At 44.4% G+C, this 15,730-nt stretch carries 7 protein-coding genes; 1 reads left to right on the top strand and 6 read right to left on the bottom strand.

Translation table 11 applies throughout. The features are described 5' to 3' along the window. Positions 1–143: 143 nt before the first annotated feature. Entirely contained in the window at positions 144–1,643 is a 1,500-nt protein-coding gene (locus NYE36_RS10590) for a cellulase family glycosylhydrolase (protein ID WP_265450940.1), read from the bottom strand. Between the two features lie 413 nt (positions 1,644–2,056). Here NYE36_RS10590 and NYE36_RS10595 point away from each other — a divergent pair, with 413 nt between their 5' ends. After that, on the top strand, positions 2,057–2,368 hold the full coding sequence (locus tag NYE36_RS10595; protein ID WP_007410147.1) for a DUF4870 domain-containing protein: 312 nt from the start codon (positions 2,057–2,059) through the stop codon (positions 2,366–2,368). A gap of 50 nt (positions 2,369–2,418) precedes the next feature. On the opposite strand, the gene NYE36_RS10600 is transcribed toward NYE36_RS10595, so the two are convergent. From NYE36_RS10600 to NYE36_RS10620, 5 genes are all read right to left on the bottom strand, one after another. Beyond that, positions 2,419–3,819 (bottom strand): HAMP domain-containing sensor histidine kinase, encoded by a 1,401-nt coding sequence (locus tag NYE36_RS10600; RefSeq protein ID WP_094032675.1) that lies wholly within the window; start codon positions 3,817–3,819, stop codon positions 2,419–2,421. 2 nt (positions 3,820–3,821) lie between these two features. Then, a complete protein-coding gene (locus NYE36_RS10605) occupies positions 3,822–4,529 on the bottom strand; it encodes a response regulator transcription factor (RefSeq protein WP_094032674.1) in 708 nt (235 codons plus the stop codon). 143 nt (positions 4,530–4,672) lie between these two features. Then, a complete protein-coding gene (locus tag NYE36_RS10610; RefSeq protein ID WP_094032673.1) occupies positions 4,673–5,944 on the bottom strand; it encodes a glycoside hydrolase family 30 beta sandwich domain-containing protein in 1,272 nt (423 codons plus the stop codon). Positions 5,945–6,005: 61 nt separating this feature from the next. Continuing rightward, entirely contained in the window at positions 6,006–7,544 is a 1,539-nt protein-coding gene (locus tag NYE36_RS10615; RefSeq protein WP_094032672.1) for a glycoside hydrolase family 43 protein, read from the bottom strand. A gap of 309 nt (positions 7,545–7,853) precedes the next feature. Then, on the bottom strand, positions 7,854–15,710 hold the full coding sequence (locus tag NYE36_RS10620; protein WP_342496851.1) for an amino acid adenylation domain-containing protein: 7,857 nt from the start codon (positions 15,708–15,710) through the stop codon (positions 7,854–7,856). Positions 15,711–15,730 lie beyond the last annotated feature (20 nt).

The following is a 15,730-nucleotide window of genomic DNA, read 5'->3' on the forward strand; positions in this document are numbered from 1 at the left end:
CTACTCCTTGGCTTTCTTGAGATTGCTAACAACATTTGTACAGGCCCATATACTGTTTCAGAGTTTCATCCGCCCCGTAAACCTCCTTGTATTGCTGTTTAAGATGACAAAAGCGGACATCGTTTCTGATGTCCGCCACTTAACTAATTGGGTTCTGTTCCCCAAATCAGTTTTCCTTGATGATATAATGTGATTTTTTTCGTTGTTTTAAACGTATTTGATTGGAAAAAGGAATAATCGCCGCTTTGTGCATAATTGCTCCAGTCATCATTGTGAAGACGAAGCTGAATATTCCCTGTGCTTGCTCCCGGTGACAGCGTTCCTTTTTTAAACCCCAGTTCCAGATAGGTATCTGCACCTTGCTTAGGTTTATGCAGCGTCACAAACTTGTGGGTCAGATTGCCGCATCCCATCTGCGCGTAGTCACAGTCAACGTTTTGGCCTTTGTTTTTCGCGTTATACCAATAACGGGCAGTGACATCTTTTAAATCAACCGTCGCATTGCCGTTATTTTTTATGTGAAGCTGCGGGCGGATTTGGTTGCTGTTCACACTCCCATTCCCTGCTTTGTATTGTACGGAAATGCCTTTTTCCTGTGTGGGGTTATCTTGTGCTGGCGTTTCAGGGCCGTCCTTCGTTGAATCTTTGTTGCCGCGAATGTTTTCTCTTACGAATGTTCCTGAAGCAGTTAAATCTGTAAGCGGCCAGCCGCCTGTTTTAGATGCTCCCGGCTTTAAAGCCGAAGATGATTCCTGCTTATCAGAAAGATTCCAGTTCACCCAGCTGATGTTCTTGCTGTCGAGATAATTCAGCCATTCCCGCGACTGGTCTAGGAATACACCGCCATTTCCAGACGCATCGCTTGTTCCCCATTCCGTCACGAAAATAGGCGCTCCTTTGCTGAGTGCGTAGTTTGCTTTATCCCGTAAAAATTGGCCGTGTGTGCCGGCATAAAAATGAAGCGCGTACATGACGTTTGCATCTTTTAACTGGTCATCGGCAGCATCATTCACATCCTGGCTCCATGTACCGGTTCCGACAATGATGATGTTGTCTGGATCATTTTTGCGGATAACGGAAATCACTTCTTCCGCATACGGTTTAATATCACGCTTCCAGTTCACGTCACCGTTTGGTTCGTTTGCAATTTCATAAATGACGTTCGGCGTGTTTCCGTAAAGACTTGACATTTCCTTGAAAAATTCTTTTGCCTTCTCTTTATTTTGGTTTGGGTTGCCGTCATTTAAGATATGCCAGTCAATGATGACATATATCCCAAGTTCTTTTGCCGCTTCAACCGCTTCTTTTACTTTATTTTTCACGGACGGATTATCAATATAACCGCCATCTGCCGTATACATCGCCGCGCGGAAAACGGTTATGCCCCAATCGTCTCTCAGCCATTTTAAGCTGTCTTTATTGACGAAATCGCCATACCATTGCAATCCATGTGAACTGATCCCTTTCAGTTGTACCGCTTTACCGTCTCGGTTTACGAGCTGTGTACCTTTTATGCTAAGCTGACCATTCTTGGCTGCTGGCGTTTTTGTCTCTGCTGCTGATGCCGGCGAAGGCAGCAAGCCGCCCATTGTCAATACCGCAATCAATAAACACGTAATAAAAATAGAAATTGACCGTTTCATATCTGATCTTTTCCTCCTTCGCATCATTTTGGCTCTTTCTTATGAGCTCGAACTCATTGTAAAAATCTTTCTCATGATTGTCTATCAACCTAATTTCTTGTTTTTGGGAGGTGTAAAAGCCTGTCAATTTGCTCTATCTCTATTGAATAAGACACACCTGACACATATAGAACAAAGAAAACCGGGCTGAATCGGGACTTTACACGTCATTTTTCAATCGAATCGAAAAATTAAATGTATTTCCAACGTACACACGCTGATTGCTGTAAGAAGACGAGTCCTTGTTAATTTAAGGTTGATGTAAGGTTCGGATTAATACGGGTTAAGGTTCGAGTTGTACAATAAGGTTGTACTTCAGTGAGGGATTCAGCCAGAAGAATTCCCCTTTCAATAAATCATAGAGGTGAAAAGGTTTGAGAGAAAATAAAATGTTGTCTTCATTATGTTACTTCAGTATATTTTTTGCGCCGTTTCTGTTTCCGATTATCGTCTATTTCTTAGGCCAGGATGATGTGAAATATCATGCGAAAAAATCTTTGTGGACGCATCTGATTCCTTATTTGATTTTTGGTATTGGCATCATCGCTTCAGGTTTACTTGGTATGAATGATATCAGACATGCCGGGCCTTTCCTGCTTGCGACGTATGCTGTTACATTCCTTGTGGCGATCTATTTTTTCATTTGGAACATTGTCAAAGGAATCAAAGTGTTTTCGGAACAATAGGAAAAAACGGTTCTGTTTTTAATCAACAGAACCGTTTTTTTGTATAGCCATTATGATAATTGTATATCTATCCTTGTCCCTTCTCCCGCGGTGCTGTGAATGGTGATATCCCCTCCGTGCTTTTGGATAATATCCTTTGCTATGGCCATTCCAAGACCAGAGCCTGCATGCGTCGTTCCTGTATTTGTGCCCCTGTAATAGCGATCAAACACTTTTTCCAGCTCCTCTTCTTCTATCCCTTTGCCGTTGTCCTTAATTGTCACATGGGTCCGTTCTTTTTGTTCAAGCCGTACAACGATCTTCACATCAGGATCATTGTGAACGAGGGCATTTAAAATGAGATTCGTGACCGCTCTCCTAATCAATATCGCATCAAGGTTCAGCATCAGCTTTTCCACGTTCGTTTGAAGTTCAATGGACTTATCCGCATATCTAGAATCGTTTAACATATCAATTAACGTTTCCCGCAGCAGCGATACAAGGTTTACCCGTTCTGTATGTAACATCACATCGTTGTTTTTCAGCCTTGTCGTTAAATTTAAATCTTCCATCACATCTTTCATATAGAGGGATTTACTCTCAATGATCTGGGCGTACTCTCTGACCTGTTCGACTGTGAGATGGTAATTTGGATCTTTGATGATTTCTGCATAGCCTTGAATAGATGCTAATGGTGTTTTAATGTCATGAGAAATATGACTGATCCACTCTTCACGCATTTGCTCTAATTTGTCTTTTTCTTTTTTGCTTGAAGATAGTTGTTCCGATAAGTGATTGACATTATAGAAGACATCTTTATAAATGCCTTTGGATTTCATTTTGATCGTATAATCTCCATTAGCTAACCGCTGGATTCCTTGAATGACACGGCCGAGCGGTTTTGTGAGCTGCCGGCTGAATAGATAGCCAATGAGTAACGCGATCAATGCATCTATTGATAATAATATGATGGTTCCTGCATTGAACTTCGTCACAAATTCCTTGGTATCATATGAGAGGACAAATTTCCCGAGAGAGGGATTTTTAAACCCTATAAAGTAACTGTACTCCTTGCCGTTTACTTTTTTTCCGCCGGCGTAAATGGTTGATAATAATCGTTCATCCTTGTATTTATGTAAATTTACAATTTCAATAGGCGTATATTTTTTCTTCAGTCCTTTAGGTTCTCTATCATGATAAACATCCTGTCCGTTTTCATCTAATATTTGAATCCATGCATTCTGCTCTTTTAAAGCTTTTTGGCCCTCTTTGTTTACTGTGATACCATTGTTCGATAACGTGACATATTGTCGGAATGATCTTGTGAAAGTTTCCGGTGTACTTTCTTCGTCATGTTGGCTGTTCGCCTGGAAAACGAGCCAAAACATAAAAATAAATAAATTAATGAAGACTGTAATGATGGTCACGATAATGACAGAGACCATATATCTGCCTGTTAATCGCCAATTCATCCTTACGCATCCTTTACAACAAATTTGTAGCCTAACCCTTTCACAGTGACGAGAAAGTCTGGTTTTGATGGGGTGTTTTCTATTTTCTCACGGAGCCTGCGTATATGAACCATCACCGTGTTGTCAGAACCGAAGAAATCTTCTCCCCATACAGCTTGATAGAGTGTTTCTTTACTGATCACCCGATTGGGATGCTGCAGAAAATAGGTCATAAGCATAAGTTCTTTAGGTGTTAACTCAATAGCCGCTCCATTTTTGGTGAGCTCGGCTTGTTGTTGGTTTAATTCAAATGGCCCTTTTTTTATTACAGTTCCGGTTTGAGAAGGCTGTAAGTAAGAGACCCGTCTCAGCTGGGCTTTGACTCGATATGCAACTTCCTTAGGGCTGAAGGGTTTTGTAATGTAGTCGTCCCCGCCGATGGCAAGTCCTACAACTTTATCCGTTTCCTCCCCCTTTGCAGACAAAAAGATAATAGGAACGTGTGAAATGTCTCTTATTTGCTTGCAGATATCATAGCCTTCACCGTCTGGCAGCATGATATCCAATATCACCAGATCGGGATTTTCTTGATGAAATTGAGCCAATCCGTCACGGGCAGTCGAAGCGGTCACTACGCGATCAATGCCTTCTCTTATTAATACGGTTTTGATCAGTTCCAAAATTTCTTTTTCGTCGTCTATGATTAATACTTTGCTGTGAAGCCGTGACATATATTGATCACTCCTTGAAGTCATTGTCATTATTATACCCAATGTCTGTGTATCGTTAAAAAAATCAACACTTCTCTCCCACAGAAAATAAGCCAATTTTCTTTTTCAAGTAAGAAAATTGGCTTATTGCGATGCTGATGCCTTTAACGCTTTACAACAAATGTTGTCACGCTTTGAGCCGGAAGATGGGCCCAAAAATGATTGTCCGTTACTTTGAGATCCGTTCCAGGTTGAAGATTGCTGCTGCTGCTCGTGATCCATCTGGATACTTGCGAAGCAGTTCCATTCTGCAACACAAAGTTTTGGTTGACCCCTGTGTTATTTTTATTAATGGCAACAATCACGACTTTATTGTCTCCTTTATAGGCTGACACGTAAACATTCGGTTCAGGATTTTTCGTTGCATCAATCCTTACATAGCCTGGGCGCACAAATTTTGAGAAATGAGCCATATTGTATCCGCGTTTGCTGATCATCCCATCTTCTTTCATAGGGCCGTATGATCTGCGGATGTACCACCACACATAAGCTTGAAAATCTCCCTCTACCATTGAATGATGAATATGCTCTGAAACACCTAAAGCCTCAGGCCAGCGATCCGCTGAATTGTTGTCACTATTCGGATAGTATACCTCCGTCATCCATAGCTCTTTCCCTCCTCCTTTTTGTTTGAAAAGAGGATAAGGAAACTGACTGACCTGAGTGCCGTACAGGTGGGTTCCGAGGATATCCATATTCCTAAGCGCCTGCGGATCGTTCAAAATGGGGTCTGATATATTTTTCAGGTATTGAAATGATTCTGGCGCAATCACGCGGGCATTAATGGAACCGGCATTCTCTCTCATGAAACGCAGGATTTCTTGGGGCGTCCACCATGTCCATTCGTGAGCGTAATCAGGCTCGTTTTGCATAGAAATCCCATACAGATTCACACCATTACTCTTCATGAAATTAACGAAATCGTTAAGATGCTGCGCGTATGCGGCGTACTTATCGTATCTCAGCCGCTTAGCTGTTGTGTCACCATTATGATTGAAAGTCTCAACCATATCGTTTGGCGGATTCCAAGGGGAAGCAAAAACGATTGCTCCATGTTTGATCGCACTCTTTGCAGTCTCCACTTCCTTGTACCAATTATTTCTATTTTCATCTACATGAATTCTTAAGACCGAAAAACCTAACTGATTCTGTCCATTGCCAAAAGCGGTCTCCCGTTGAGCCGCAGTCAAGTCTCCAATCCAAGCCGGGTGGTTCATTCCTCCAAAACCGCGAATCACTTGTCTTTCTGCAGATATATTAACTGTTGCATCACTTGCTGCTGAAACTTCAGTAACTCCCGGTCCTAAGAGCATGACGGACAGCATTGTGAAACATACCAATAATACACAAATTGTTTTTTTTACGCTCGACATCATTTTTTCCTCTCCTTCATATGTCGTTTATGGACTTAGAAAACGTACCTTTGTCTCCCTTTGCTTATCTTTGTGTAAACTGCCAGTAATCAAAATTAAACAAGCTTCCTGTACCAGTTCCGCTAAATACAAAGAATACGTTGTGAACACCGGATGCGCCGCTTACCGCAGTTTCTATTTCTCTCCAGGATTGCGTTCCGCCTGTGGAAGGGACATTCAAGGTTCCGACAAGCTTACCGTTTGCACTGTCTAGCCGCACTTCTATTTTCCCGCCAAGAGCGGACGCTACATTTGCTTTAAACGTTCTGGCGCCGCCTGATCCGAAGTCTGCATTTCCAACAGCAATCCAGTCTCCGTTATGAATGTTTGTGACATGTTGATTATTGAACGGCCCGCCGGGTGCTGAGGATGCCTCTGTCAAAATCCGTCCGTTCCAGGCAAACGTTTCCGCTTCTACCCGGTTGTATGGATTCAAGTTAGAAAGCTGTTTTACGCCTGCAAAATTTGCCGCTACCTCTTGCAGGGAGCCATCTGGATTATGCACAAGCTTATTAATATGGGGAGAACGGTATCCTTTGCCGGCCCCGTAAAGAGCGGAGCTGACAGTTTGAGTATGATACACCACATACCACTCGTTTTTAAAATTGAAAACAGCATGGTGATTGTTCCCGCCGCCTCCGAAAAATGCTCCCGGATTTTTCAGAAAGTGCCCTCTATACGAAAAAGAATCCATAGGACTTGAGCTGGTCATATAGCCGATCTCACCTGGAGGTTTCTCGGCCGGGTGCGCGCCCCCGAAATTGATACAATAGGAATAGTAATATTTTCCGTTATACTTATGCATTCCCGAATCTTCAAACATAAAAGGCGCATCAATCGTAGATGCACTTCCGGCAACACTGGTCATATCAGGCCCTAATTTCATGACTCTTGCTGTTTTAGGATTGGCCCATTGCCCCTGTGTGGGATTTGAACCGCCGGGAACGCCTCCGCCGGCATATAGGTAACCGGTACCGTCATCATCTACGAATACTGCCGGATCAAAAAGCCATACAACACCGGACATTCCTGGCGTATTTGGCGTTACCAGCGCTTTTCCGATCGGATCTGTCCATGGGCCGGTCGGGCTGTCTGCGGTGAGAACCCCGATACCTCCGCCGCCGTTTGCGAAATAAAGGAAAAATTTATCCTTACCATTGATCTTTTTCACCGCGGCTGACGGGGCCCATGATGCTCCTGCCCATTTGGCAATCCCCCGGCCGCCATTCAGCCCATTGGCACCCGCTGCGGGAATCGCTCCGTGATCTGTCCAGTTCACCATATCCGCTGAAGATATGACGGATATTTTATTCAAATTGGCAAATGAATTATCCTTAATCGTTCCGTCGCTATTATATTCATAGTCATCGCTTGACATATAGATGTAGACTCTTCCGTTATAGGTCAGCGCAAACGGATCTGCGCCCAGATGATGGTCGATAAGCGGATTTGAATTCCCAACATGTTTTGCAATTGGAGTGCTGGCAGCATACGCAGACTTCCCAGATAAGCAGCTCAATAATAAAACAAGAACCCATAAACATAAGTTACATTTTTTCCTCATTACTTAATATCCTCCTTTTCCTAAAATAGGGGTCCTTTTGGAAATTTGCAGTGTTGGCAGCATACGACGACTTCCCAGTAAAGCAACTCAATCATAAAGCAAGAACCCATAAACATAAGCTACACTTTTTTGTCATGACTGAATATCCTTCTTTTTCCTTAAAATGAGGCTTTTCTTTTAACATTTGATGACAAATGGTCATGGAGAACGCATAACGAGGAAAGCGTTTCAAGCCTATGAGTTTACTCTCTTCTATTTCGTGCAAAACGCCGCTGAGTGCCAGGCCAGCGGCGTTTTACACTTGAACATTTACATTTTGTCAAACTTTGCGTCCCCCGCAAACGATCCCATTGACAGTTGTTCTTCAAGAACAAGTCCGTGATGATGCCGTTCTTCAATCCTTTTGATAATAGATCGAATTGTATCCGTATTTTCTTCGATATTGTGAGGGTCAAAGATCGTCACATGGTCTCCTTTTAATTTGTACTCAAGATAATGCTGTGCTGTTGATTGTATCCAGCCCCTATCATCGGTTACATCGCCGCATAGCAAATGATGGATGTTGGCGTTAACGGCGCCGGAATTGATCACTTCATTGTGGTACGCAAGATAGCCTCTGATTTTATCCTTAATCGAAGGAATGGTTAATATTTCTCTGTAATAGTCCGGAATAATGTCCATATTCAGATGGACGATCTCTTCGATTTCCTCTTCCGATAAATGAGTTACAGAAGTGGTTATTTTAGAATCCAGCATAATCACATCAGATACGGTGCGGCCTCGCTTCTCCAAAGCTTTAGCAGCCTCAAAAGCCAAATTCGATCCCGAAGAGTAACCAAGCAAAACAAAAGGCCCTTGTTCCTGAATGCGTATCATGCTTTCTGCATATCGGTCAACGATTTCTTTCTCATGAGACGGCTCTTCTAAGAAATCAGCAGCATAGACGGTGCTGACGCCGTCAAGTCTTTTCGCCATTTCATTATAAACGAGTCCATATCCGATTAAAGGCGGGAAACAGAACACAGGGATTGAATCTTCCTGGTTCAGCTTGACGAATACGTTATGATCCGTCTCGGATTCGAAAACTGCCGCTTGAATGGCGCGTGCCATTGTTTCGATGGTAGGAAAATCGTATACGGCTTGATAATGCATGTTGAGTCCCATACCGGCGTTAATTTGATGAATGAGCTGCAATACTTTAAGTGAATGGCCGCCAACGTCAAAGAAGTGATCTTTAATCCCGGGGTCAGGCAGAGCTAAAATATCCTTCCATATATCGGCCAGCTGCTTTTCAATTAACGTTCCTGGCGCTGTGTATTCGGTTCCGGTAAGCCTATTTCCCTCAGGAGCCGGCAAAGCTTTTCGATCGATTTTTCCATTAGCAGTTATCGGCATCTTCTCTACTTGTACAAAATAAGCCGGAATCATATACGCAGGCAGTTTATTCAGCAAATGACGCTTCAGCTGCGCCGTATTTAATGACTCGTCTCCTGACAAGTAAGCGCACAGCTGCTTTGAGCCCTCTTTTTCAATCGCGATGACGACCGCTTCTTTGACAGCATCGAGTTGTAATAAAGATGCTTCAATCTCGCCGAGTTCTATCCGGTAGCCTCGGATTTTCACTTGATGATCGATTCGTCCCAAATACTCGATATTTCCGTCCGGCAGCCATCTTGCCAAGTCGCCTGTCCGGTACATCCGCTTCCCTGCTTCAAATGGGTGAGCTGCAAACTTCTCAGCTGTCAGCTCCGGACGGTTCAAATAGCCCCGAGCGAGCCCGTCTCCGGCGATACACAGCTCTCCTGCCACACCGAGCGGCTGGAAATATTCCGATCCGGGCTGTACGATGTACAATTGAATGTTGGAAATCGGTTTACCTATCGGAACGGAGTTAAGCGTTTCTCCCGCTTCACATTCAAAATACGATACATCGATCGTCGCTTCGGTCGGTCCGTATAAATTAATGATTTGAGCCTCGCCCGCCGGTGTGATCATGCGATGAAACCCGGCAACGTGCGCAGGCGTCAAAGCCTCGCCGCTTGCAAATACATATTTTAATGACGCCAGCTTTCTCTTTAATTCCTCGTCGGATTTCTGCTCCATGGACTCAAGAAAAGCATGCAGCATCGCAGGCACAAAATGCATAATGGTGACATTTTTCTGCGCAATTGTATCTAAAATGACGTCAGGGTTCTTTTCTCCTCCGTTTGACAGCAATACCGCTTTAGAACCAGTCATCGACCACCAGAACAATTCCCACACCGATACATCAAAGGTGATTGGGGTTTTTTGCAGAATGACATCCTGCTTATCCAGCGGGTAATGTTCCTGCATCCAAACGAGACGGTTGATTACGGATCGGTGTTCCACCATAACCCCTTTCGGTCGGCCTGTTGATCCCGAAGTATAGATAACATAAGCTAAGTGATTCGGTCCGGCCGTCTGTTTCAAGTTTGAAGCATCTTCCAAAGAGAATCGCGGATCTTCCAGGTCAAGCACTTTTCCCGTAAAAGGCACGCTTTTTCTCAAGTGACTCTGTGCTAACAACAGCTTCGTATCCGAATCCTCCAATATATAGTGAATCCGTTCTACCGGATAGATCGGGTCGATCGGCACATACGCGCCGCCGGCTTTTAAGATTCCGAAGAGTCCTACGATCATTTCCAAGGAACGTTCGGCCATAATCCCGACCGGCTGATCCGGCTGCACGCCTTCTGATTGCAATGTCCGGGCAAGTTGATTCGCTCTTTCATTCAGTTCCCGGTATGTCAGCTGGCTTTCCCCGTATACGACAGCCGTTTGATCAGGCGTACGCTGTGCTTGTTCCTCAAACAATTGATGAAGCGTCTTTTCCTTTGGATAATCTGCTTCCGTATCATTAAATGCCTCTATAAGGAGCGAACGTTCATCTCCCGTAAGTATATCCAAGTCTTGGACGCGAATCGCCTGACTGTTCACCATCTGCTTAATGATTTGCATAAAATGCTCTTCCATCCGCTTGACACTTGCATGATCATAGACGTTGCTATTGTATACAAAATGAATGTCGATTTCTCCAGCCGGCATGACAATGAAATTGAAATCGTAATGGGTATGCTCTTCCATATGGAAATTGATAATGTCCAGCGCGTCACGATTCGGTTTCATATGCTCCATTTGTTTCTCGACCGGATAATTTTCAAATACCATGATATGACTGATCAGCTGCTGCTTATGTTCAGTTTGAGCCTGAATTTCATACAACGGAAATGTATCATACGCCTGAGAAGCCAATGCCTGCTCCTGGCTCATTTTCAACACTTGTTCCACAGTCATTCCAGGCTGAGCGGTAATACGTACGGGAATGGTGTTGATAAATAAGCCGACCATGGATTCAATACCAGGAATTTCTGCCGGGCGTCCGGATACAACCGACCCGAAAACGACATCCTGACTGTTGTTGTATCTTTGCAGCAATAGCCCCCACGCACTTTGAATGAATGTATTCACGGTGACGTGATGCTTGCTTGCAGTCTGTCTGATTTCTTCTGACAGCTGCTTTCCGAGCCGGCATGCAAGCCTTTGTTTTTGATATTTCTTGGCTTGGTTTGAGACAGGTTCTTTCAGTAAAACGGTTTGTCCTTCATAACCGTCCAAATATTTTTGCCAATAGGCCAAAGCGTTCTGATGATCCTGGTCTTCCAGCCATTCGATATATCGGCTGTACGGGGTGACGGCTTCCCGCTCCGGTTTTCTTCTCTCAAGAAGCTCATAATAGGTTTCAAACACTTCTTTCGTAATAAGAGGCAGACACCAGCCATCCATTAAAATATGATGGAAGCTCCATATCAATCGGACTTGGTCGTCCTCTGTACGAAGGATTGATACGCGCATTAACGCATCTTGGGTAAGGTCGAATCCTCTTGCCTTATCTTTTTGTACAAAGCCGGCAATGAACTCGTTTCGTTGTTTATTCTTCATGCTTCGAATATCTTCAACAGTTATTTCGATCGGTTTTTTTCGGAATACGATCTGTAAAGGCTGATCTTTCCATTCCGTATAAAAATGAGTCCGGAGAATCTCGTGTCTTTCCGCCAGCTGCGACAAACTCATTGTAAATGCCTCAATATCCAAGTCGCCTTTGAGGTCAAAAGCGGCTTGTTCAAAGTAAGCTCTGGAAGCCGAATCGATTAAACTATGGAACAGCATACCTTTCTGCATGGGAGTTAAAGGATATATATTTTCAATGTCGCCGATATGCTGTGTTTGCTTAACAAATTGATCTAATTCCTCGATTGTTATGTCCTTCAGCGAAATATCGCTTGGCGTCAGGTGAATGTGTTCTTGAGCTGCGCAATGTTCGATGACTTCTTTTAGGCTTTTCTTTAAGAGAGCTGCACATGTTTCCATTGTTTCTCTTCGATATTGTTTACCGCTGTAACTGATGGCCAATGACAGCCGACCGTCTGAGATCATGCCGTTAATGTCAAGCGTATAGGCAATGGGGTGCCTGTCGCTCGCAATTTTCCCTCCGGAGTAAGGAGATACCTCGATTCCTCCATTTCCGAAATCTTGATCAAATTGTCCGAGGTAATTGAAGCTGATTTCCGGATGTCCGGTCCATTCTGATGCCTTCGGATGATCGGACAAATATTTCATCAGGCCATATCCTATTCCTTTTTGGGGAATCTGACGCAGCTGTTCTTTCACCGTCCTAATCCGCTGGGAGATGTCCCGGTCCGCCTGGATTTGAAGAGAAACCGGGTATTGGGTTGTGAACCAGCCCACCGTACGTGAAATATCAACGTCTTGAAAAACAGATTCCCTGCCGTGTCCTTCCAGATGAACATGAATTTCTTCATGCCCCGTCCAGCGATGAACAGCCATTCCGAGTCCGGTCAGCAATAAATCATTAATGTCAGTCGTATAGGCACGGTTCGATTTTTTTAATAAACGCTCGGTTTCTTCCTCTGTCCATTGGACGATGATCGTTTCCCGGTCTTCGGCCAGACCGGTCTCCTGCTCATTATCCTCTGGCAATTTGTGTTGCGAGATATGTTTCTGCTCAAGCCAATATTGATTTTTCGCTTCAAATTCTGGGCTTTCTGCATAACGTTTCAATCGTTCAGCCCATAACAGATAGGAATCCGTCTTCTTAGGGAGCGTGATCGCTTCTCCGTTTTGGAGCTGCTCATAAGCTGACGTTATATCCTCAAGTAAAATCCTCCACGATACGCCATCTACAACCAGATGATGAATCGCAATCAGCAAATGATCGCCATCCTGACATTGAAACAATCCCAGTTTCATGAGCGGACCATCGGCTAAATGGATGGATTGCTGAATGTCATTGGCTATCATTTCTATCGTTTCGGCAGGGTTGTTTTCTTCGAGTAAAGAGAATACGTCGAGGCTGAATAATTCTCCTTCACTGATCCCGCGGGTTCTGGCTTCGTATTCATGATCTCCCTGAACATAGACCATGCGCAAAGCATCGTGATGCTCGGCAATCTTCTTCATGACTTTCTGAAGCTTCGATTCGTCCAACCCCTCTTTAAAATAAAGCATGACAGATTGATTATAATGGTGCGGATCAGGGTATTGCCGGGCGAAAAACCAATGCTGAATCGGCGTCAATAAGGTACGGCCTTTGATTTCCCCTTGTTCTGCGATTCGGGTAACGGGCTTAATAAAAGGAGCAAGCCCGGAGATCGTCGGGTGTTTGAACAAGTGTTTGATGTCAAGCTTATACCCGGCTTGATATAAGCTTGAGGTTACCTGAATCGACTTAATCGAATCTCCTCCCAGCTCAAAGAAATGGTCATCGATTCCGACCTGTTCTGCGCCTAATACCGATTCCCACACCCCGGCCAGTATTTTTTCCAGTTCTGTCCGCGGAGCTGTATAAGGATTGCCGGTGAGATTTCCCGTTGGAGCAGGCAGCGCCTGACGATCTATTTTTCCGTTGGAAGTAAGCGGCATCGCTGCCAGCTGTACAAAATAAGCAGGGATCATATAGGACGGAAGCTGCCGGGACAGGTGCTCCCGAATTTCGCCTGCGGTTAAAGAATGCTGTGCGGTATAATAGGCGCACAAGGATGTTTCCCCGTTGGTTTCTTGTGCCGTAACGAGAGCTTCTTGAATCGGCGGTATTTGGAAAAATGCGGATTCGACTTCCCCGATTTCAATGCGGTAACCGCGGATTTTCACCTGGTGGTCGATCCGGCCTAAATATTCGATATTTCCGTCCGGCAGCCGTCTTGCTAAGTCTCCCGTCCGGTACATTTTCACCTCTGGTACAAAGGGGTGCTGCAAAAATCTTTCCGCCGTTAATTCCGCTCTGTTCAAGTATCCTCTGGCGATGCCGTCCCCGCTGATATATATTTCTCCCGGGACGCCGGCCGGCACCGGCTTCATGTTCTTATCCAGCACGAAAATGTTCATGTTGTCCGCGGCGGTTCCTATCGGCACTGATTCCCGTCTGTCGTATTGCGGATCAAAGGAATAAATCATACAGCCGACGACTGTCTCTGTAGGCCCGTATTCGTTAAAAATTTCGATTTTTCCGCCGAATTTCCCGCTGATGCTTCGGGCGAGCCGCGTGCTTAAATTGTCACCGCCGACAATGAATTTCCGAATGGTGCACTCAGCAGGGATATTTATCTCTTTCAATAACTGCAAGTGCGCCGGGGTCAGCTTGATAATATCCGCCCTTGAATCCTGAATAATGGAATCAAGCAAGGCAGCACTGTTTTCTCCTCCGTAGACAATAATGGCATTTCCTGTAATGAGCGGAGTAAAAACAGACGTTATCGTCAGATCAAAAGCGATGGACGAATATAGGGGAAAGTTGGTTTTTTCCCCTTTGACATAGACCCGGCTGGCCCACCAAATATAATTGGTTAAGCCCTGATGCTCAATTGCCACTCCTTTAGGCTTGCCTGTGGAGCCTGACGTATAAATGACATAGGCCAAATCCTTCGTACTGCTGATCGGTTCCAGGTCAGAGCCGTCTTCGTGGTAAGAGCTTTCCTGATCGAGGAAAACCATTGTGCCCGCAAGTTCCAACTGTTTTTGAAGATGGCTCTGCGTCAGGACGATATCAGCTTGGGAGTCTTCTACTATATACTGTATGCGATGCTTCGGATAATCCGGATCAATTGGCACATAGGCCCCTCCCGCTTTTAAAACGGCCAGTATTCCCACGACCAGTTCGATCTCATGTTCGCAGATAATCGCAGTGAGCCGATCCGTCTTTACCCCCTTTTTCCTTAACGTTCGGGCTAATTGATTGGCACGTTCATTGAGCTGACGATATGTGAATTGCTTTTCTCCGTAAATAACGGCTGCTTGATCCGGTGTTCGTTTCATCTGTTCTTCGAATAACTGATAAACCGTCTTATCCCGCGGATATTCAGTTTTCGCAGTTTGATTGTCAACGAGAAGTGAATGTGTCTCCGATTCTGGCAAAATATTCACTTGACCGAGGGGGAGCTCAGGCTGAAATAATATGACAGAAAATAGCCGGTTTAAATGTCCGAGCACCTGCATCATATACTGACGATCATAGACTTGTTCATTAAAACATAACTTTATGTCAATCAAGTCTTCACCCATAGCAAACTGGAATAAAGCATCTGCAGCAGCCGTTTCTATGAAACCATCAGGATGAATTTGCTCTAGTGAAACGACTGTATCGATGATCGGCAAATGATTTGCATTGTAGTTCAGCCTCAGCTGTCCGGCCATTTTATCAAAGGGAACGTCCTGATATAAGATCGCTTCGTCCAGCGTATGTTTCAATTCATGGAAAATTGATTTAAACGTACTGCCGGAATTGATATGCTGTTTGATTAACATGAGCTGGTCTGAACGAAGATCTTCATCAGTTTCGTCTTCAAAGCTTGGAACCCCTGTAATCACGCCTTCTTCCCCCGTGTATTTGTATAAAAGGGATTCAATTCCGATCAGGAGAACCAGGTAGACGGCCATTGGCGTTTGGTTCGTCATGGTCAGGATGCGCCGTGATACATCCGCACTCAATGAACTGTGAATACAGTCAGATCCACTTGTTATATCACGCTTTACTGTTGAGTCGGACATTTGAAACGAAGGGAATGCACTAGGACGGTCTTCCGTGTGAAACATTCGGCCCCAGAACAACTCCTGTTGTTTGAATTCTGACACTCATATCCCTCCAGTTGGTT

The organism is Bacillus sp. FSL R5-0593 (assembly GCF_038603755.1).
GTDB classification, from domain to species: Bacteria; Bacillota; Bacilli; order Bacillales; family Bacillaceae; genus Bacillus; species Bacillus velezensis.

What these genes read in the sequence shown, in the direction of transcription:
- NYE36_RS10610 (WP_094032673.1), bottom strand. Translation starts at nt 5,944, where the DNA reads ATGATGTCGAGCGTAAAAAAAACAATTTGTGTATTATTGGTATGTTTC.
- NYE36_RS10600 (WP_094032675.1), bottom strand. Translation starts at nt 3,819, where the DNA reads ATGAATTGGCGATTAACAGGCAGATATATGGTCTCTGTCATTATCGTG.
- NYE36_RS10615 (WP_094032672.1), bottom strand. Translation starts at nt 7,544, where the DNA reads ATGAGGAAAAAATGTAACTTATGTTTATGGGTTCTTGTTTTATTATTG.
- NYE36_RS10590 (WP_265450940.1), bottom strand. Translation starts at nt 1,643, where the DNA reads ATGAAACGGTCAATTTCTATTTTTATTACGTGTTTATTGATTGCGGTA.
- NYE36_RS10605 (WP_094032674.1), bottom strand. Translation starts at nt 4,529, where the DNA reads ATGTCACGGCTTCACAGCAAAGTATTAATCATAGACGACGAAAAAGAA.